Annotated in this window: 21 protein-coding genes; 11 read left to right on the top strand and 10 right to left on the bottom strand. The window is 36.2% G+C overall.

The genetic code is table 11. The annotated features are described in order from the left end of the window. Positions 1–21: 21 nt before the first annotated feature. Positions 22–924 carry a phosphate ABC transporter substrate-binding protein PstS family protein gene (locus tag BPMYX0001_RS03195; protein WP_018765526.1) on the bottom strand — a complete coding sequence of 301 codons (903 nt, stop codon included), beginning with the start codon at positions 922–924 and terminating at the stop codon, positions 22–24. A 513-nt stretch (positions 925–1,437) separates the two neighbouring features. Between BPMYX0001_RS03195 and BPMYX0001_RS03190 the strand changes: the two genes are divergently transcribed. The 3 genes from BPMYX0001_RS03190 to BPMYX0001_RS03180 are packed head-to-tail and all read left to right on the top strand — an operon-like array spanning position 1,438 to position 3,792. Further along, positions 1,438–1,695 (top strand): FeoA family protein, encoded by a 258-nt coding sequence (locus tag BPMYX0001_RS03190; RefSeq protein ID WP_006093576.1) that lies wholly within the window; start codon positions 1,438–1,440, stop codon positions 1,693–1,695. After that, on the top strand, positions 1,692–2,414 hold the full coding sequence (locus BPMYX0001_RS03185; RefSeq protein WP_033798631.1) for a FeoB small GTPase domain-containing protein: 723 nt from the start codon (positions 1,692–1,694) through the stop codon (positions 2,412–2,414). The genes BPMYX0001_RS03190 and BPMYX0001_RS03185 overlap by 4 nt, the downstream gene beginning before the upstream one ends. Continuing rightward, positions 2,392–3,792, top strand: coding sequence for a nucleoside recognition domain-containing protein (locus BPMYX0001_RS03180; protein ID WP_033798630.1), 1,401 nt, complete (start codon positions 2,392–2,394; stop codon positions 3,790–3,792). The genes BPMYX0001_RS03185 and BPMYX0001_RS03180 overlap by 23 nt, the downstream gene beginning before the upstream one ends. 223 nt (positions 3,793–4,015) lie before the next feature. Here the strand turns inward: BPMYX0001_RS03180 and BPMYX0001_RS32920 are convergent, their stop codons facing one another. The 6 genes from BPMYX0001_RS32920 to BPMYX0001_RS03155 form a co-directional block, all read right to left on the bottom strand. After that, on the bottom strand, positions 4,016–4,153 hold the full coding sequence (locus tag BPMYX0001_RS32920; RefSeq protein WP_018781979.1) for a hypothetical protein: 138 nt from the start codon (positions 4,151–4,153) through the stop codon (positions 4,016–4,018). Positions 4,154–4,164: 11 nt separating this feature from the next. Beyond that, positions 4,165–5,331 (bottom strand): Ger(x)C family spore germination protein, encoded by a 1,167-nt coding sequence (locus tag BPMYX0001_RS03175; RefSeq protein ID WP_033798629.1) that lies wholly within the window; start codon positions 5,329–5,331, stop codon positions 4,165–4,167. Beyond that, positions 5,315–6,436, bottom strand: a complete 1,122-nt coding sequence (locus BPMYX0001_RS03170; RefSeq protein WP_006093572.1) for an endospore germination permease — start codon at positions 6,434–6,436, stop codon at positions 5,315–5,317. Before BPMYX0001_RS03170 ends, BPMYX0001_RS03175 begins: the two co-directional genes overlap by 17 nt. 1 nt (position 6,437) lies before the next feature. Then, positions 6,438–7,916, bottom strand: coding sequence for a spore germination protein (locus BPMYX0001_RS03165; RefSeq protein ID WP_006093571.1), 1,479 nt, complete (start codon positions 7,914–7,916; stop codon positions 6,438–6,440). Between the two features lie 196 nt (positions 7,917–8,112). Next, a complete protein-coding gene (locus BPMYX0001_RS03160) occupies positions 8,113–9,294 on the bottom strand; it encodes a M20 family metallopeptidase (protein ID WP_006093570.1) in 1,182 nt (393 codons plus the stop codon). A gap of 122 nt (positions 9,295–9,416) precedes the next feature. Continuing rightward, positions 9,417–10,130 (bottom strand): C39 family peptidase, encoded by a 714-nt coding sequence (locus BPMYX0001_RS03155; RefSeq protein WP_006093569.1) that lies wholly within the window; start codon positions 10,128–10,130, stop codon positions 9,417–9,419. A 436-nt stretch (positions 10,131–10,566) separates the two neighbouring features. Here BPMYX0001_RS03155 and BPMYX0001_RS03150 point away from each other — a divergent pair, with 436 nt between their 5' ends. The 8 genes from BPMYX0001_RS03150 to BPMYX0001_RS03115 all read left to right on the top strand — a co-directional run bounded on the left by BPMYX0001_RS03150 (position 10,567) and on the right by BPMYX0001_RS03115 (position 18,956). Continuing rightward, complete coding sequence (locus BPMYX0001_RS03150; RefSeq protein ID WP_033798627.1) at positions 10,567–11,985, top strand: amino acid permease; 1,419 nt, start codon at positions 10,567–10,569, stop codon at positions 11,983–11,985. A gap of 283 nt (positions 11,986–12,268) precedes the next feature. Beyond that, a complete protein-coding gene (qoxA, locus tag BPMYX0001_RS03145) occupies positions 12,269–13,144 on the top strand; it encodes a cytochrome aa3 quinol oxidase subunit II (RefSeq protein WP_003205897.1) in 876 nt (291 codons plus the stop codon). Between the two features lie 33 nt (positions 13,145–13,177). Then, entirely contained in the window at positions 13,178–15,112 is a 1,935-nt protein-coding gene (gene qoxB / locus BPMYX0001_RS03140; RefSeq protein ID WP_006093567.1) for a cytochrome aa3 quinol oxidase subunit I, read from the top strand. A gap of 13 nt (positions 15,113–15,125) precedes the next feature. Continuing rightward, on the top strand, positions 15,126–15,728 hold the full coding sequence (qoxC, locus tag BPMYX0001_RS03135; RefSeq protein WP_003195274.1) for a cytochrome aa3 quinol oxidase subunit III: 603 nt from the start codon (positions 15,126–15,128) through the stop codon (positions 15,726–15,728). A gap of 2 nt (positions 15,729–15,730) precedes the next feature. Continuing rightward, positions 15,731–16,036: a cytochrome aa3 quinol oxidase subunit IV gene (qoxD, locus tag BPMYX0001_RS03130; protein ID WP_003195276.1), complete on the top strand. Its 306-nt coding sequence runs from the start codon at positions 15,731–15,733 to the stop codon at positions 16,034–16,036. Between the two features lie 239 nt (positions 16,037–16,275). Continuing rightward, the gene (locus tag BPMYX0001_RS03125) at positions 16,276–18,105 is read left to right on the top strand and encodes a monovalent cation:proton antiporter family protein (RefSeq protein WP_018781974.1); all 1,830 of its coding nucleotides are present in this window, start codon (positions 16,276–16,278) and stop codon (positions 18,103–18,105) included. Positions 18,106–18,268: 163 nt separating this feature from the next. Next, a complete protein-coding gene (locus BPMYX0001_RS03120) occupies positions 18,269–18,502 on the top strand; it encodes a DUF4022 family protein (RefSeq protein WP_080740155.1) in 234 nt (77 codons plus the stop codon). Positions 18,503–18,518: 16 nt separating this feature from the next. Continuing rightward, positions 18,519–18,956 carry a GNAT family N-acetyltransferase gene (locus tag BPMYX0001_RS03115; protein ID WP_006093564.1) on the top strand — a complete coding sequence of 146 codons (438 nt, stop codon included), beginning with the start codon at positions 18,519–18,521 and terminating at the stop codon, positions 18,954–18,956. Between the two features lie 69 nt (positions 18,957–19,025). Here the strand turns inward: BPMYX0001_RS03115 and BPMYX0001_RS03110 are convergent, their stop codons facing one another. The 3 genes from BPMYX0001_RS03110 to BPMYX0001_RS03100 all read right to left on the bottom strand — a co-directional run bounded on the left by BPMYX0001_RS03110 (position 19,026) and on the right by BPMYX0001_RS03100 (position 21,051). Then, complete coding sequence (locus BPMYX0001_RS03110; protein ID WP_033795886.1) at positions 19,026–19,373, bottom strand: hypothetical protein; 348 nt, start codon at positions 19,371–19,373, stop codon at positions 19,026–19,028. 9 nt (positions 19,374–19,382) lie between these two features. Next, the gene (locus BPMYX0001_RS03105; protein ID WP_016113146.1) at positions 19,383–19,583 is read right to left on the bottom strand and encodes a helix-turn-helix transcriptional regulator; all 201 of its coding nucleotides are present in this window, start codon (positions 19,581–19,583) and stop codon (positions 19,383–19,385) included. A 175-nt stretch (positions 19,584–19,758) separates the two neighbouring features. Next, complete coding sequence (locus tag BPMYX0001_RS03100) at positions 19,759–21,051, bottom strand: NCS2 family permease (RefSeq protein ID WP_006093562.1); 1,293 nt, start codon at positions 21,049–21,051, stop codon at positions 19,759–19,761. Positions 21,052–21,070: the final 19 nt, after the last annotated feature.

Raw genomic sequence — 21,070 nt, 5'->3', positions numbered from 1 at the left:
CGCAGCCAGCCCGTTAAATGTTTACTTATTCAGTTTAGACATTGGAATATAACCCATATCTTCAACTTGTTTTTCGAAGTCTTTACCTTTTACATAATCGATATAAGCTTTTGTAGCTTCTTTCGCTTCCCCTTTTGTTACCATGTACTCATAAGACCAGAATGGATATTTGCCCGCAGAAATATTTTCAACTTTTGGCTCTGCACCATCAATTTTCACAGTTTGTAATGCACCTTTTTTATCGCCTACCATATAAGACATTGCAAGATAACTAATAGAACCAGGAGTAGAGTTAATTGCTTGTTCTACCGCACCGTTAGAATCTTGTGTTGTACCTGTTCCATCGTTAATCTTCGCATCTTTCATAACTGTTTTTTCAAATGTAGCACGTGTACCAGAAGATGCTGGACGGTTTACCACGTTAATTTTCTCATCTTTACCGCCTAGCTCTTTCCAGTTTGTAACTTTTCCAGAGAAGATATCTTGTACTTGTTTCACAGTTAAGTTATCAACCTTCACATCTTTATTTACAACAAGTGCAAATGCAATACCTGCCACTTTGTTATCTACTAATTCCTTCGCTTTTTCTGGATCTTTTATTTTATCTGCAGCTGGAACATCAGAGTTACCGATTTGAACCGCCCCAGAAGCTACTTGGTTAATCCCTGTTCCACTACCGCCACCTTGAACTTGAATAGAAACTTTCGAATTCTTTTCCATGAATTTTTTACCCGCTTCTTCAGCAAGCGGTTGAAGAGCTGTAGAACCAGCTGCCGCAATTGTACCCGACAATTCTTGTTTTGCATCGTTACTACCTTTAGCAGTTTCTTTGCTATCTGTGCTTTCTGATTTGCCGCATCCAACTAAAGCACCAGCAACCACTAATGCCGCTAACGAAAATTTAATACCTTTTTTCATAACCATGTCTTGTACCCCCATTTGGATTATCGCTTTTTCACATTCATCTACTTCTTTCGAACACAAATTCATTGTAGGACAATAATATTGTGTTAGTGTTAAGCGATTTTTAATTTTAAGTAAATAGAGGTCATAAGTCTAAAAAACCATATATCCCAACTCTTTTTATAAGAAAAACCAAAAGAATCCACACAAAATTGCCCGTATTGTAAATTTACTTTTAATAATGTAAATGTATTGTAAATAAAATTCTTGGTTTCACTACTTATATTAAAAATACATTTACAAATCTCTTTATTTTTTGAACTTTATAGCGTTCATTCCACATGTATCCCACATAATTTCAGTAATATTTTTCTGTACAACACAATAAATTGGAACAATTCTAAAAATAATTGAATATTTTTAAAGTACCAATTGACAACATCATTTCATGTAGTCTACTATATTAGTAACAAGAAGTTTCCCTCGGCAAACTTTTTAAACCAACACTAAAAATATAGAGAAGAGGTAACTTTTATGGTATCGGCTAATATCAAACCCCTTTCAAATTTCCAAACAGGGCAGTTTGTACAAATCGAGAAGATACAATTAGAAGGAACTATGAAACGTCGTTTATTAGATTTAGGCTTTATTCCCGGAGCTACTATTAAAGTATTGCAAAGAAGCCCGCTCGGAGATCCAACCGCTTATCAAGTGAGCAATACGACCATTGCACTGCGTAGTGAAGAAAGTTCCCTTATTTTCGGGAGATTAATAGGAGATGATTTAGTATGAAAAACCATCGCATTGCGCTAGCAGGAAACCCAAATACCGGAAAGAGCACATTGTTTAATACGTTAACAGGATTAAAACAACATACCGGAAACTGGACTGGCAAAACTGTATTAAAAGCAGAAGGTGAATATGAACATAACGGAAGTGTATATACCGTAATTGATTTACCTGGAACATACTCCCTATATTCAAACTCTGCAGATGAGGAAGTTGCACGGGATTATATTATTTTTGAAAAACCTGAGGTAACAGTAGTAGTTGTAGATGCAACTGCAATGGAAAGAAATTTAAATTTAGCATTACAAGTGATGGAAATGACTAACGACGTTATAGTGTGTATTAACTTAATCGATGAAGCAGAAAAAAAAGGAATCGTCATTGATGAAAAGAAATTAGCAAAATCACTGGGTGTACCTGTAGTCAAAATTTCGGCTCGAAACCGCGTTGGAATCGGGCATTTGCTAAATGTAATCGCTAAAGTGGCTAGCAAAAAATTAATTCCTACACCTGTTCAAATTACTTATAATGAACAAATTGAAAATATGATTCAGCAATTAGAACCTCAAATTTATAAAGTATTCGGTGATACATACCCTGCACGCTGGGTTGCACTACGAATACTAGATGGAGATAAAAACTTTCTAGCTACACTTCAAAAACATCATAAAGAGCCGCTGATAAGGGAGGTCGTAATAAATGAAATCTCACTCAGCCAGTAAGGCTCTTCCATTAGATTATATTGTTCAACATGCACAAACACTTACAAAAGATGATATACGAGATGATATTGTAGGGGATATTTATCGAACTTCCGCAAGTATATGTAAAGAAGCTGTTCAATACACGAATACTGATAAGTTATACCGTTCAGAGAGGCTAGATAAAATTTTCACTTCTCCTATATTCGGATTCCCAATTATGCTCGGAATTTTATCTATTATTTTTTATCTTACAATTGCAGGAGCTAACATGCCATCTGATATGATTGCTGAATTTTTCGGGTGGGCAGAAGGTCATTTAACCGCTTGGTTTCAAGCGATGAATGCACCGACTTGGGTACATGGCATCTTAATTCTCGGCTTATTCCGTGGTACTGGAGCTGTAATTAGTGTTATGTTACCACCTATGGCTATTTTCTTCCCTATGTTTGCTTTATTGGAAAATTACGGATATTTACCACGTGTTGCTTTTAACATGGATCGTTTATTCAAACGTTCTGGCGCTCACGGAAAACAATCATTAACAATGGCAATGGGGTTTGGTTGTAACGCTGCTGCCATTATGTCAACACGTATTATCGAATCACCACGCGAGCGTATGTTAGCGATTTTAACAAATAACTTCGTTCCATGTAATGGACGTTGGCCTACATTAATATTAATGGCATCATTATTCATGGCCGCTGGATATACCGGCAGTATGCAAACACTTGTTACGGCAGGTGTTGTAGTAGGAATGGTTATAATTGGGGTTATTGTAACATTAACTGTATCTTGGGTATTATCAAAAACCGCTTTAAAAGGCGTCCCAACTCACTATACGTTAGAGTTACCACCATACCGTAAGCCGAAAATTTGGAATACAATTGTACGTTCCACACTTGATAAGTCATTATATGTTTTAAAACGCGCGGTTATCGTAGCTGCACCGGCCGCTATGCTAACTTGGGTATTAGCAAATATTTATGTTGGTGACACAAGCCTACTTATGTATTTTGTGAATTTCTTAGATCCATTCGCTAAATCACTCGGGCTTGACGGATTTATTCTAGCTGCATTCATCCTTGGTTTGCCAGCTAATGAAATTGTCATTCCAATTTTATTAATGTCTTATTTATCAACTGGTGCTTTAACCGAACTAGATGATTTAAACCAAATTAAAAACTTGTTCTTAGAACATGGCTGGACTTGGTTAACTGCGTTAAATACAATGTTGTTCTCACTACTTCATTTCCCATGCGGAACAACATTGGTTAACATATATAAAGAAACAAAAAGTCCCAAATGGACATTTCTATCGTTTGCAATCCCTACCGTAATCGCCATTGTTGTTACATTCCTCACGTCGCAATTGGTACATTGGTTAGGGCTTGTATAAAGTGAAACTTCTATCAGTCGGGAGTTTTTTTCATCCCCACTTGTCTGTAAAGGCCCGCATCAATCGGGCTTTTACGGACAGTTATTCACCACCTATCTTCCTCGCTTTCATTTGAATTTTGCGGTGGGTGGATTACTTTTCGTTAATGCGGGATAAAGTGAGACAGGCATCAATAGAGGGAATCTCATTAACGCTTCGTTGATTATTAAAGGAATTCTGAGATTTATTCAGATTTCCTTTTTTGCTTATTCTTTTGCCACGGCTGTGCACCATACTCCATAATTTTCTTATGAAGAAAGTATACTGTATATGGGAGAATTGCCATTAATACCGTGCAGGTTATACTTAATTTAGTAAACAAGACAACCCCTCCTACTTTACCCGAGTCGGCAATGAAGAACCCGAATGTTCAATTGTTGGATGTACTTGAACCACAATGTCACAATTACTAAAATAGTTCTTACCTTGATCCCAATTCTTTTTTATTTTGCTCCACTTTTTATAATCATGACGTTTATATTCTTCTCCCACGCCTAATACATCCACCTTATAATCTTTTTGCACAATTTTTATTGTTTTTTGAATACGTTTTTCCATCTCTTTTGCAATATACTGCTTTAGTTTCTTCTCTCCCATAACTTGGTCATGATCACTAAAATGCAGTTCTGCCAAAGTTCCTTTTAACGATAAATCAATAACAAACTTTGGCTTAGTAGCATTTGTAACGGACGTAGTAATTTTACGACGCATTTTATGAATTTCATATGTAACAAATTCATTCCCTTTACGAATCGTAAAAAAACCCGCCATCTTCTTTCCAATAATATAATTTAATCCTAGTGTATTTTCTCCACTCAACCTACCGACAAGCTTATTATCCTTCCCTCTAAATAAAGCCGCTCCATTCATTTGCACCCCTTGTTTTGTCAATCCTAAAACAGGCAATACAAAACTTCTTTTAGCTGTAATTTTCTCCTGAATATCACCAATCCGAGCCGCTTCTATCATCTGTGCATTTTTCGGAGCGTGGTCAACTAACATATCAATATACTTTGCAGGTAAATTCTCAGGTTTTGCACTTTGGTTTAATACATCCTCTGCTTTTTTTTCAGAAACAAAAATACGAATGTTCCGTCTCATTTCATGGTCACGAACATATACATCCAATGTATTTTCTAACACATACGGTTTTGCTAACAAATCGTTAGAAAAAATTAGCACTTGTATATGAGGGAAAAATAGTGCACGACTAATCTTTTTAGCAACGATACGAATTTGTTCAAAAACCCCATCTGCTACCGCACTAATATTAATATAGTTTTTACTCCCCGTATTTCCTTGTGCTCCTTGTGGTGTTAGCGTTCTAGGCAAAACCATTTGGTATGTTCCCTTCATAACCGGATTGGACTTTTTTTCTTTTACAAGATCGTACGCTGCCCCTACAACAAACCCTCTCTCCTCAATTTCTTGTTGCTCGGAACAAGCGCTGAGATAACATAACAAACTAATCAGGTATATGAATTTAAGAAGGCGTTTCATTTCTACCAGCCCTTCTTTTTATTTTATATACAATTAGCACTAGTAAGGGCACCAATAGGATACACCCCATATCTATCCAAGCTAAATATGTACCATAATCCGATAACTTTCTCACATCTCCTGGAACCATATTGATCATAAAAATAATAGGTGCACTTATAAAAATAAAAATATGTTTATTTAATTTAGAAAACATTGCACAAAACAATAGAGAAGCAATGTCATAATACATAGCTGTTGTGTTATAAACCGTAATAATCCAAGTCGTAAAGAAGATTGCGTCGAATCGTTCTAAAAATCCTCCTCCAATTTCAATTTCCTTTCCCAACTCAATTGTAGGATACGTCAATCCCCTCGTTGTCATATACGAAAAAACACTAATACAGGTTACATAAATTAAAATATACGACATAACAGTTACCATTACTCCTTTGGCTACAGCCAAAGGAGCTTTTTTTATATTCCCCTTCAACATCATGGAATAAAAAAGAGCAACTTCGAATCCAATAAAAGTAAAAATAGAATCTTTAATTCCTGCTGCATATTTACTTACTTTTGTTTGAAATACTGGCAATAAGCTATCTACCTCCATTAAATTTATATTTAATAAAGACAAGAGCAACATAGCTATTAGGACAATCGGTAAAAATATTACATTCAGTCTTAGTAATGCAGCTCTTGATCCACTTACTCCGTAAATCACAACCAGTAAAAAGAAAAAAGAAAGCCATTGTATAGGCGTATCACTAAATAAATACATTTGTGAAATAATAGAAATTGTTCTGACCTCATACCCTGTCAATGCAACAAATGTCAAAATCAAAATAACACTAAATACGTAAGTAACTGGTTTTGTTAAATAAACACTTGTATATTCAACAAAATTTTGTTTTGGAAATAAAATCGCAACTTTTGTTACAAACCAAGCAAAAAATGCACATATAGTTCCACCCGCTAATAAAATGATCCAACCATCAGAAAACAAAGTTTGTGTAGCAATGACCCTTGGCATTGCCAATGCACCAGTACCAATAATAGCTGAAGATACTGCAACAGCAAGTTCACGAGATCCAATTTCTTCATCCCCGTACTCAAATGGTCTCAATTTACTCCCGCTCCTTTGGACGTAATGTATCATCCTTCGTTTGTAAATATTCTGGTCGTTCCTTAAGCATTGCTTTTGGTAAGCGAATAATTTCTTCTTTCCAATCTTTATAGAATGCTGGCGCAATAGGCGTGGTATAAGGTACTCCCACACTCTTTAAATTTGTAAGATGAATTGCTAGCGCAATTAAAGCCAAAATAATACCGTATAGTCCGAATACTGTAGCAGCTAAAACGAATACAAATAATAAAATTCGAAATGTAATTGTGATGCTATATACCGGAAGAGAAAAAGTAGCAATGGCAGTTACAGCAATGATAATTACTAAAAAAGGATTTACAATCCCTGCACTTACTGCCGCTTCTCCAATTACAAGCCCACCAACAATTCCGATTGTTTGCCCCATCGGTCTTGGTAGCCTGATACCGGCCTCTCTTATCAGTTCCATCGTGAGCGCCATCATAAACGTTTCAATATAAGCTGGAAATGGCACCCCTTCTCTCGCTCCAGCAATAGAATAAGCCAATTTCGATGGAATCAGCCCTTGATGATAAGAGACAAGAGCTACATACATAGCTGGCAATAAAACTGCAATAATACCAGCCCCCATTCGTAAAAACCTTAGTAACGTTCCAATTATCCAACGTTCATAATGATCTTCTACGGATTGAAATATATCAATCAAAACTAGTGGGGCAATGAGAGCAAAAGGAGATCCGTCTACTAAAATTGCCGCTTTTCCTTTCGCCAACGAAGCGACTACATTATCAGGTCTTTCTGTACTCAAAAATTGCGGGAAAGGCGACAAATTATTATCTTGAATTAACTGTTCAATTGTTCCTGTTTCAAGAACAATATCTGTTACTATCGATTGGAGCCTTCGATTTAACTCTTCTACAAAATAAGGATTAATAATATCTTCTATATATACTAAAGTTACTTCTTTTTGCGAACGCTTCCCCATGATATAAGATTGAAACCTGAGCTGCGGATCACGCAGACTACGACGAATTAACATTTTATTTACATTAATATCCTCATTAAATCCAATTCTTGGTCCACGGATTAAAGCTTCTGTAACCGGAGATTCTAAACTTCTTTTTTCCCACGCTCGACTGTTTACAACTACCGCAGATGGAATGTCATCAATTAGTACGATTGTATCTCCAGCTAAAAGAGCATTTATAATCCCCGGAAACGTTTTTGCAATACTCACCTCTGTAATAGAAAGGAAACGATCCAGCAGAGTTTGAATGATTGCAGCTTGTTTTGGTAATTCTTCATATTGAAGTGGCCTGATAATAAACTTATAAATATTATCTTTATCTGTTAATCCGCATAAAAAAACAACCGCACAACGTGTAGAGCAACCGGCAAGTGTAAATTCTCTAACCGTTAGATCATTAGGTGAATCTAACTTTTCTCGAATTTCCTTTGTAATTTTAGATAAGTTAGCATCTAACTTTAACAAATTCCCCACCTAACTTTCTTTTCAACAAGTTGTAGTTAGATTTCGCCAATAGAAACAAATATATACAAAAAGAGCTATCTCTTTTATAAGATAGCTCTTACATATGAATTATTTATCCCGCATTAACGGACAGTAACACTCCCGATTGGTGAGTGCTAATAATCAGTGGGGGATGGAGAAAACCCCCACTGATTAAAGTTTCACTTTATCTACTATCTCCTTTTCTCATAAAATTCAACACAGATGAAACAAAAACTTCTACCCCAATCGGCAAAGCATCTTCATCAATTGTAAAACGAGGATGATGATGCGGATACACAATCCCCTTCTCTTTATTCCCAGCACCAATAAAGAAAAATGTGCCTGGCGCTTCTTGTAAAAAGGCCGAAAAATCTTCTCCGGCCATCGTCGGCTCTAAACGAACTACTTGTTCCCTTCCGTAAAGCTCTAGTGCTGTATTTTCAACAAATTGCGTAACCTGTTCATCATTTACAACTGGACGATAGCCGTACTCATATGAAAATGTATAATTTGCGCCATAAGATTCCGTAATATGTTTAACAAACTTTTCAATTCGCTGCGCAGTTTGTTCTCGTAATTCATGCTTCAGACTTCTTACCGTCCCTTCAATTGTTGCCTGTTCTGGAATTACATTATGCGTTGTTCCCGCATGAAACTGCGTTACAGATAAAACGAGAGAATCTAGCGGATTCGTAAGACGCGATACGATTTGTTGGAGCTGCGTAATTATTTGTGTACCGATTGCAATACTATCAACTGTTTCATGCGGAATACCCGCATGTCCACCTTTTCCTTCTATTGATATTTTAAATACATCAGGCGCTGCCATCGCTGGACCATAAATCACACCAACTTTGCCAACTTCTAAAGAAGCCCAAAGATGCGCCCCGATAATATAATCCACATTTTCCATCACGCCTGCTGCAACCATTTCTTGTGCACCACCTGGAAAATTTTCTTCAGCATGTTGAAATAGAAAACGAATTTCCCCTTTAATTTTTTCCCTTTGCTCTACGAGCGCATATACAGTGCCAAGGAGCATTGCAATGTGACCATCATGCCCACATGCATGCATCACTCCTGGATATGTAGAAACAAATTCAAATTGATTTTCTTCTTGAATTGGAAGGGCATCCATATCAGCACGAATTGCAATCACTTTTCCAGGTTGTTCACCAATTAATCTTGCCATCATGCTGTACTTTGTCGGCCTTGAAATTTCTAGATGAGGAATTGTTTGAAGTATGTCGTATATATACTGAGATGTTTTTTCTTCTTGAAAAGATAACTCTGGATATCTGTGAAAATGCCTTCTCCATTTTATTAATCGTTCTTTAGAAAGAACAATATCTTTGATTTCACCCATCTATCCTCTTCCTTTCTTCACTAAGCTAAACGTTATTATAGCTCGAAGCAAAAACAAAATAAACAATATTCCGAATATTTAACTTACAATAAAAGCCACCTAACATTAGATAGCTTTTATTTTTATAAAATAGTAATTGCTTGTTTTCCCATTTGTTCCCACGCTTTTTCAAATTCAGAACGTGATACTTTTTTATTCGGATTGTTAGCTAACGGATCATTCATATATACAAAGTTTTGATCGTACCCAACAACTACTGCACTATGCTCATAATATGTAATTTTCACATCACCGTTATTTGTATTCCAGGTTTCAAAACTCTCCTCAGCTAGCGGCTGAAACGTTGTATTTGCAATTACCCATACTGGTGAGCCTGAACTAATGACTTTATATACATCTTCAATCTCTCTTCCAGTTAAATTAATCGTTTTTTCAGGTACATACTTTTCTGCAAGTTTAAAAATCGGCCCATGATAAACACCGTAACCTGGTTCGGATTTCGTATAAATATTTCCAACAAATCCTTCATGAGGATTTCCTCGAAGATTATTTTCTTTAAATGGAACATGATTGATTTCACTTGCAAGTTGCATCTTATCCACTTGTACACCTTTATACTGCAATAACATTGCTAAACTCGTAACCTCACAACCTCGCTGTAATTCCGGAAGTTGTTTTATAAATGGAACATTTTCAATCATAGCTGTTTCTTTCATATCAAACAAAAAATTCACTCGTAACTCTTGTACTTTTTGAAGAATTTTATTTTTCCCTACAAAAATAGCAACAACAAGTATAATTCCTACAATACATATATATTTGAATTTTTTAAACATATGCAAAACTCCATTACATCATTATTTTCATCAAACACTATCCTTTTTATTGTACCTTTCTTCTACCTAGTTTGCTAGAAAGATTATATGAATTATTATTCAATTCAACTGTTTTAAAATTCTAATTTTTTGTAATAAAAAGAAAAATGAATATACATTTTCAGAATATTTTGCTAGAATTAAAAATGTTTAATGTGGTTAAAGAAATTGAATTTCTTTTATTCACAAAACAAAAATCAAGGAACACTAATCGTTTCGTTGTTGTTTTTTATGACTACTCAAGCACCCAGAAAATATACGTAATCCATTCGTATAGGAACATAAAGAAAACTACAATCAGTATGTTTTTTATCCCCCACTGATGATTAGCGAAACGAAGCAAGCTCAATATTCATTGAGTAAAACAAACAAGAGAAAAGTACGGGGTGAAGGGAATATGAATCAAACAACTACAGAACAAACTAGTTTAAAACGTACAATGAAAAGCAGACACCTTTTTATGATTGCGCTCGGAGGTGTCATCGGTACGGGATTATTCATGGGATCAGGACAAATCGTCCATAATGCCGGACCTGGTGGGGCAATCCTTGCATTTTTAGTTGGTGGTTTCGTCATGTATTTAACAATGCTCTGTCTTGGCGAATTATCCGTTGCCATGCCAGAAGCAGGTTCATTCCAAAGTTATGCAAGCAAATTTATTTCACCTGGTTTTGGATTTGTCGTTGGCTGGATGTATTGGTTAAACTGGGCTGTTACAGTTGGGGTAGAGCTAACGACTGTTAGCATTTTAATGAAGCGTTGGTTTCCAGACGTATCTTCATGGATTTGGTGTGTTACATTTGCAGTAATCCTTTTTCTTGTAAACGCTTTATCAACAAAAGCATTTGCAGAGACGGAGTTTTGGTTTTCCAGTGTAAAAGTCTCAACAATTGTTGTCTTCATTATACTTGGAGGCGCTGTTATGTTTGGGTTCTTAGATTTCAATGGGCAACCCGCACCAATGCTTCATAACTTCACCGAAAATGGTGGATTATTTCCAAATGGTGCCTTAGCTGTTCTTCTCACAATGATTACTGTAAATTATTCCTTCCAAGGAACCGAACTAATTGGAATTGCTTCAGGTGAAAGTGAAAACCCTGAAAAAACAATTCCAAAAGCAATTAAAAATACAATTTGGCGTACTTTATTCTTTTTCGTACTAGCAATTGCTGTTGTTGTTGGTTTACTTCCATGGCAGGAGGCTAATCTTGTAGAAAGTCCATTTGTACTTGTTTTTGATACAGTTGGTATTCCATATGCGGCTGACATTATGAATTTTGTCATTATTACTGCTGTACTATCAGTAGCAAATTCAGGATTATACGCGAATTCACGTATGCTTTGGGCTATGTCAAAACAAGGTATGGCAAGTCCTGCATTTGCAAAATTAACAAAAAAGGGACTACCACTGAATGCTTTAATTTTCAGCTTAGTCTTTGCAAGTCTCTCGCTTTTAACAAGCGTATTTGCAGCAGATACAGTCTTTTTAGTACTAACATCAATTGCAGCGATGGCAGCAGTTGTCGTCTGGATGTCAATTGCTGCTTCACAATTTTTCTTTCGAAGAGATTTTATAAAGAATGGCGGAAATATAAACGATTTAAAATATCGTACACCCCTTTATCCAATCGTTCCAATTGTTGCTTTTTCTTTAAATTTCATTACATTCGTTAGTTTAGCTTTTATACCGGATCAACGTATCGCACTTTATTGCGGAATTCCATTTATGATTATTTGCTACATCTTGTATCAAATTAAATATAAAAAAGTTGTCACATTTGAAAAGCAACGAAATATTACACAAGGAATAAACTAAATATATAAAATATTCAACTATCTTATCCTATGATAAGATAGTTTTTTTCTATTTTTTGGATATGCTGGTATAACTTTATTTATCTTAAAATTTTTACAATCATGTTTTCATCAAAAAAATAGTTTACAATGTTATCAAGTTACAAATGATATTCACCGTAAAAAGTGTGCATTTGTGTCTATTTTTTAACAATATGACAAAAACTATTGCCTTCTATAAATTAATAGGTTTATATTGTTTTATTGGCATAGTTTCAATCCAAGGAGAAAGGAGATTTTCAATCGTGCAACTGAAAAAAAAATTTTGGAAGTTGGCTTCGCTTCTTCCACTATCACTACTCTTGTTCCTCGGTGGCTGTGATAAAAAACTTGCAGTATTAAATCCGCAGGGGCCTGTTGCAAAAACACAGTATGATTTAATCGTTTGGTCATTCATACTCATGTCGTTGATTATTGCAATTGTATTTATCTTGTTTACAGTCATCTTGATTCGTTACCGTGAAAAACCAGAAAATATGGACTATGAGCCACCTGATATACACGGTAATACTCTTTTAGAAATTATCTGGACTATTTTCCCTGTTATCATCGTGATTGCATTGTCAATCCCAACAGTAAAAGCAACATTTGCATCGGAAAAGCAGCCAGAGCAAACAAAAGATATGAAACCAGTTGAAATTTACGTTACATCTGCCAACTGGAAATGGTTATTCAGTTATCCAGAGGAAAATATTGAAACCGTTAACTATTTAAATGTACCAGCAGGTGTACCAATTCAATTTAAGCTAACTTCTGTTGGTCCAATGAATGCCTTCTGGATTCCAGAGCTTGGTGGTATGAAATACACAATGGATGGCATGATTATGGACTTATATCTACAGGCTGATAAGCCAGGTTCTTACATTGGCCGTAGCGCAAACTTCTCTGGTGAAGGATTCACTGACATGGAATTTGAGCTTGAAGCAAAAACAAAAGAAAAGTATGACAAGTGGGTAAAAGAAGTAAAAGAAACTGCTAAACCACTTACAGAAGAAAAATACAATGAAATCATTAAACCTGGTGTAGTAGGGCGTATGACATTCACTAATACACATTTAAAATACGTAGATCCAAAATCACTTGAATATTGTGATTACAACTACTACAAAAACAAAAAGTAATAACGAATATTCCGACAGATTGGAGTGAATATAGTGAAGCTTGATGAATTTTTTGTCACAGGCGATCCGATTATCTATGGAGCGGACGTATCTATTGTTCTTGTGACGTTAGCGATCCTTTTTGTGCTAACAAAGTACAAAAAATGGAGATGGCTTTGGGATGAGTGGTTAACTTCTGTTGACCATAAGAAAATTGGGGTTATGTATATCATTTCAGCAATTGTAATGATGTTCCGCGGCGGTATGGACGGCTTAATGATTCGTGCCCAGTTAACGTTCCCTGACACAACATATTTAAACGCTGAACACTATAATGGTATATTTACAACACACGGTACGGTTATGATTCTCTTCATGGCAATGCCGTTTGTTATGGGACTTATGAACGTTGTTGTTCCTCTTCAAATTGGAGCACGTGACGTTGCATATCCTTTCTTAAATGCATTAAGTTTTTGGTTATTCTTCGTAGGTGCTATGTTATTTAACATCGCCTTCGTTATCGGTGGTTCTCCAGACGCTGGGTGGACATCATACTTCCCAATGGCTGGTACAGAATTCTCACCTGGAGTAGGAAATAATTTCTATGCAATTGCATTGCAGATTTCAGGTCTCGGGACGCTGATGACAGGGATTAACTTCATGGTAACAATCTTAAAAATGCGTGCACCAGGCATGAAGTTAATGCAAATGCCAATGTTTACATGGTCTATTCTAATTACATGTGTAATCATTATCTTTGCTTTCCCAGTATTAACAGTTGCTCTTGCATTAATGACATTCGACCGTCTATTTGATGCTCACTTCTTTACAATGGCAAGCGGCGGTATGCCAATGCTTTGGGCGAACTTGTTCTGGGTATGGGGTCACCCTGAAGTATATATCGTTATTTTACCGGCATTCGGTATTTTCTCTGAAATCGTAAGTACATTCTCACGCAAGCGCTTATTTGGATATACAGCAATGGTGTATTCAATGGTTGCAATCGCAGCTCTAAGTGGTCTTGTATGGCTGCATCACTTCTTTACAATGGGTGCAGGACCAGCAGTTAACTCATTCTTCTCGATTTCAACAATGGCAATTTCTATCCCAACCGGTGTTAAAATCTTTAACTGGTTGTTTACGCTTTATAAAGGTCGTATCCGTTTTACAGTTCCAATGCTTTGGTCATTGGCATTTATTCCAAACTTCGTAATTGGTGGAGTTACGGGTGTTATGCTTGCGATGGCAGCAGCTGACTATCAATACCATAACAGCTACTTCCTAATCGCTCACTTCCACTACGTATTAATCGCTGGTACAGTATTCGCGATGCTTGCTGGATTTACATTCTGGTATCCGAAGATGACTGGTCATATGCTAAATGAACGCCTTGGTAAATGGACATTCTGGATCTTTATGAGTGGATTTAACATTTGTTTCTTCCCAATGTACTTCTTAGGTTTAGATGGTATGACTCGTCGTATGTACACTTACTCTGCAGACCTTGGATGGGGTTGGTTAAACCAAATCGCATCTGTCGGTGCAGTAATGATGGCAATTGGCTTCGCCTTATTATGCTACAACGTAGTTTATAGCATTCGTCACGGTGAGCGCGATGTAACCGGAGATCCTTGGGATGCTCGTACACTTGAGTGGGCAACACAATCTCCAGTACAACATTACAATTTCGCAAAATTACCAGAAATTAAGTCTAGTGATGTATTCTGGGAAATGAAGAAGAACGGCGAAACTATTACACCAAAACCTGAAGAGTTGAAACCAATTCATATGCCAAGTACTACAGGCGTTCCAATCATTATGTCTTGTTTTATCGGTCTTGCAGGTTTTGCACTAGTATTTAGCTGGTTCTGGTTAGCAATTGTCGGTGGTATTGGTATGTTAGGTTGTATGATCTGGCGCTCGTTTGATTACGACGACGGATATTACGTTAGCGTAGATGAAATTAAAAAGACAGAACATGTTGCATGAGAGGTGAAACGAAATGGCGGCTTTAGATAAAAGCTTACCTCTAGAATATCAATCCGAACAAAGCAGATTGAATATTTTAGGGTTTTGGATTTTTCTTGGGGCTGAAATCGTGCTGTTCGCAACACTTTTCGCCTCTTATCTAGTACTTGCTGGTCGTACGGCTGATGGCCCTACACCAGCTCAGCTGTTTGAACTTAAAACCCTTTTAATTCAAACGCTCCTACTTTTAACAAGTAGTTTTACATGCGGTATCGCAATTCATGAAATGCGTAAGCACAACCAAAAAGCAATGTTAGGATGGTTCATCTTCACATTAATTTTAGGTGCAGGCTTCCTTTTCTTTGAAGTTGAAGAGTTTATGGCTTATGTTGCAGAAGGCGCAACAATCCAAACAAGCGGATTCTTATCTGGATTCTTCGTTCTTCTTGGAACGCATGGTGCCCACGTAACAGCTGGTATCATTTGGGCAACTTGTGTTGTTATCCAAATTTTAAAACGAGGTTTAACACCAGTTACAGCTCGTAAAGTATTTATTATCAGCTTATACTGGCATTTCCTTGATGTTGTTTGGATCTTCATTTACACACTAGTTTACTTGAATGGGATGGTGGCGTAATAATGGGACAAAACAATACTCAAGCAAACGCACATAGCGGTTTTCCATGGTCACACGTTTTCGGATTTATTTTATCGCTTGCATTAACGTTCCTCGCTGTATATGTAACGTTATATACAAGCTTGCCACTTTCAACAATCTTAACAGCCATTCTTGTAATGGCAGTGGCACAAGCAGCATTGCAATTTGTTATGTTTATGCACATGACAGAAGGCGAAGGAGTAATACAAACAATCACAATCGTATTCCACTTTTTCATCGCTGCAGTAACGGTTGTTGGTACAGTTTGGATTTTCTTCTCTATGTAATGAACATGAAAAAGACTGCTGAGGTAATCTCAGCAGTCTTTTTTTATTTATTGTACTATTTTCTCTTCCCCTCTCTTATCATCCACATTACGGCAATTAAAACATAAACATGAAACCTATACTTATTATGACAAATGTTAAGAAAACTCTTTCTTTATGGAATCGAGTTCACATGCATTGCTTTTCTTCCTATAATATGGCTAAAATGAGTACTATATTATTTGAAGGGAGAGAACGCAGTGGAACACCATTCCTCAGTCCTATCACTTATGATTGTTGTCGCAATCGCGTTTTTCATTCCCCTTTTGTTACAACGCTTTAAACTAAAAGCACTTCCTGTCGTTGTTGCCGAAATTATTGCAGGAATTTTTGTGGGAAAAAGTGGATTTAATATTATCGAGCCAGATATGTGGCTACAAGTTTTATCAACGCTAGGATTTATCTTCTTAATGTTCTTAAGCGGTTTAGAAATTGATTTTTCTATCTTTAAACAAAAAGGGAAAAAGAATAAGACGAATGAACCCAATACGTTCCAAGCAGCAAGCATTATCTTCTTATTTATTTTCATCTTATCCTATGCCCTATCACTTATATTTGTATGGCTTGGATTTGTAGATAACGCGATGTTCATGACATTGATTATCTCAACGATTTCTTTAGGTGTTGTTGTCCCAACACTAAAAGAAAACAACTTAGGAAAAACAGCAATCGGTCAAATTATTTTGTTAGTCGCCGTTATTGCGGACTTAGTGACAATGATTTTACTCGCTGTTTTCGTTGGATTAAACTCTGAAAGCGGTCAGAGCATGTGGCTTCTTCTCGTTCTATTTGGGGCAGGTATTGTAATTTACTTTGTTGCAAGACGCTTTAAAAATATTCCATACCTGGAAAGCCTAAAAGCTGGTAGTGTACAAATTGACACACGTGCTGTTTTTGCGCTTATTTTAATACTAGTCGGATTATCTGAATCTGTTGGTGCAGAAAACATTTTAGGAGCCTTTTTAGCAGGTGTACTCGTATCCTTATTATCACCAAATGAAGATATGGTTGAAAAACTCGATTCCATCGGATATGGTTTCTTCATTCCAATCTTCTTCGTAATGGTCGGTGTAAATTTAGAAGTATGGTCTATTTTTAAAGAGCCTTCTAGTATGTTAATGATTCCAATTTTAATTGTCGGACTCTTTATTTCAAAACTATTGCCATCACTCGTGCTAAGAAAATGGTATCCTCGTAACATCGTATTAGGAAGTGCCATTTTACTAACATCGACACTTTCATTAGTTATTGCCGCAGCACAAATTGGTGAAAAGTTAAATATTATTAGTCCGAGTCTGTCTGCTTCACTTATCTTGAGTGCAGTTATTACATGTATTTTTGCACCTGTATTATTTAAAAAGATGTTTCCAAAAGTGGAAACACCAAAACCAAGAGTTTCTATTATTGGTGCAAGTCGAATCACGCTTCCATTATCACTTGATTTAAAACGCGAAGACTATGATGTAACACTATACATGATGCGTCAAAATAAAGTAAATGCCGAGGAAGCAAAATCTCATGACTTCCCAATCGTAAAACTAGATACAATTACAATAGAACTATTAGAAGAACAAAAAGCCTTCGACGCAGATCGAGTTGTCGTCGCAACAAGTGATGATGAGCAAAACTTATTATTAGCAGAACACGCAAAAGAATTAGGCGTTGAGCATGTCATTGCAAGTGTAGAAGATCCTCTTTTACAGGAAAAAGCAACGCAAGAGCATATTGCTGTATTCTCGACGATTAACTCCACACGCATTTTATTACGTGCACTCATTGATAAGCCGAGTCTCGTTCGTTTAATTACGACTGCGAATGAAACGGTTCGTGAAGTGGAATTACGTAGTAATACATATAACGGTTTACCGCTTCGTCGCTTGCCATTCCTAGGTGACGTACTCATCATTCAAATTTATCGCGGTAATAAAGCATTAATACCACACGGTGATACAAAATTACAAAATGGTGATACACTTCTTGTAACAGGATCAAAAGAGCACATTGATACAATGAAAAGCATATTAGAATAGCAAAAAGTCCCCTTTCAAAATTTGAGAGGGGACTTTTTAAATCGACATGTAAAAAATAACACAAAACAATTACTCCTTGTTTCCCTAAACCATAATACTTTTAATTTTTTTCTTAAGATTCTTACTTCCTTATGGTAAAATATTACTATCATAAATTATGAGGATGAATCACACTATGTCTATTTCAACTTTAGCTCTTTTATTATTAGCAGAGGTACTTGTAGCCATTATTCTCATCGGTATTAGCATTGAAATTTGCAGCTATGGATGGAAGAAGCCAAATGGAACGAAATACTTTTGTCTCTTTCTTTCCCTTATTATTGGTACTTGTAGCATATTAGGCCTTTGTGTTGCGCCGGCCTATTTCTTTTTACAACTCATAGAAAAATCTTCATAAGAAAGGTGGATTATGTATGGTTACAATTAAATGTATTGACGCCTCCGAAACATACGAACTACGTCAAAAAATTTTACGTCCAACTCAACAGTTGGAAGATTGTAAATACCCATCTGATTACGAAACAAATTCCTTTCATCTCGGTGCCTTCTTAAATGATAAACTCATTAGCATTGCTTCGTTCTCTCATGAAATCCCCCCTTCCTTACAGGGTAACCATCACTATCGTTTACGAGGCATGGCTACAGTACCCACCTTTCGGAAACAACATGCCGGTAGCTCATTAATCCAACAAGCTGAAGTAATCTTAAAAGAGCGTCAAGCAGAGATATTATGGTGTAATGCTCGTATTACCGTTACAGATTACTACAAACGATTAGGATTCCTTGAGCATGGTGAAACATTCGATATACATCCGATTGGACTTCATAAATTAATGTATAAAACATTATGAATTGAACTACCCCTCCCTACCTCTACACGAGCTTGAGGTAGGTGGGGGATTTTTCATATTTTCTATGTCTCATTCATCCTCTTCAGATCGTATTGTTCTTCTATAATTGTAAGCATATAACGATGGTACCAAGAAACAAATAAATATAACAAGACCAATTAGTCCTGTGCCCTTTAAAGAAGCATTTGGTGTTACAATCATATTAATTCCCATAATTACAATTGCAAGTGTAATAGGGAGCAATAACAATTTAAAAAAATAGCTTCGTTTCACCGGTTCTCCGCCTTCATATCCCACTCCTTTTATGACATAACGGTAAAAAACCATACCTAATATCACAAGGTTTTGTAAAACAAATGCCATTCTAGTATGTTTTAGTCCTTGAATCATTAAGCGTTCATCTTTCACGATCCTCATCGATATCCTTCACTCCTTATCCTCCCAAAATAAATCATTTAACGTTTGATTTACGGCATAACAAATTTTTAAACACAAATCTAAAGAAGGATTATATTTTCCTTTTTCAATTAAACTAATCGTTTGCCGTGTAACTCCTACTTTTTCTGCTAATTGTTGTTGTGTTAAATCTAACTGAACACGAGCGACCTTTATTTTACTTACAGCCAATCCATGCCCCTCCTTCACTATTAATTGTAACTTATATATTCCATTATTAAATTACATTATTATTGAAATGCAATTTCTCTCTTCATAACGAATTATCCATTTCTACGAATAAAAGTTTTACCTTATTATACACGAAAAAAGGTACTACCTATGAGGAGTACCTTTTTCTATCTCATTATAAAAATAAATGACATCCAAACAAAATCGCAAAGAAATAAAGAAGCGGATGAACTTCCATCCCTTTCCCTTTCACAATCTTTAAGATAGGATAGATTAAAAATCCAAGTGCAATTCCATTCGCAATACTAGATGTTAATGGAATCCCTACGAAAATTAAAAACGCCGGTAATGCATCTTCAAATTCATTCCAGTTAATATCGCGAATACTTTGTGCCATTAGACTTCCTACAATGATTAATGATGGAGCAGTAATTGCTGCTACACTTGATAAAGAGGCAATAACAGGACTGAAAAATGCAGTAACTATCGTTAAGCAGATTACTACAATACTTGTTAATCCTGTTTTACCACCTGCTGCAATTCCCGCTGATGATTCAATCGTTGCTGCTGTCGGACTTGTCCCGAATACTGCTCCCGTTGTACCACCGATTGCATCAGCAATAAATGCTTTACCGAAACGTTTTTCAGTGTTATCTGTACTTAAACCAGCTTGTTTAATTAAACCAAGCAAGGCACCGGTTGTATCAAATAACAGTACAAGTAAAAATGAAAACACAACTCCGTATAATCCATATTCAATCACATCAGATAACGCAGTCATCGGATTTGAAACAATGATTCCCTTTGGTAAGTGAGGGATAGCTGCAATTTTATCCTCAAACTTAAGTTGACCTGTAAAAAAGGCAATGATGCCCGTCACAATCATACTAATAAATAGTGCACCACTCACACGTAATGCCATTAACACTGCTGCTAACACTAAACCAATTAGTGTTAAAATAACAGCTGGTGAATGAAAATCTCCAATTGTAACTAAATTAGATGGATGATCAACGATAATCCCGGATAAACGAAGACCAATGAAAGCAATAAATAACCCAATTCCACCCGCAATAGCCTGTTTTAAACTATCTGGAATTGCTACAATAAGCTTTTGACGAAATGATGTGAAGGATAGTAAAAGAAAAATAATACCTGTTACAAATACTGCTGAAAACGCAATGCCATATGTAATGCCTTCTGCCTTTTGTACAACAGAATAAGCAAAGTACGCATTCATCCCCATTGCTGGAGCAATGACAATCGGATAATTTGCTAAAAACGCCATACATAGTGTTCCGACAACTGTCGCAATAATGGTTGCCGTAAATGCTTGATCAAAAGGTACACCTGCATCAGACAATATTTTCGGATTGATGACAAGAATGTACGCAAATGTAAAAAACGTTGTGATGCCAGCTAAAATCTCTTGCTTCACAGAAGTGTTATACTTTTGTAATTGAAACATGCTTAAGTACCCTTCCTAC

This window comes from Bacillus pseudomycoides DSM 12442, from assembly GCF_000161455.1.
Taxonomy (GTDB): domain Bacteria; phylum Bacillota; class Bacilli; order Bacillales; family Bacillaceae_G; genus Bacillus_A; species Bacillus_A pseudomycoides.
Note: the sequence above shows the minus strand (reverse complement) of the source record. Positions and strands in the feature narration are given on the sequence as shown.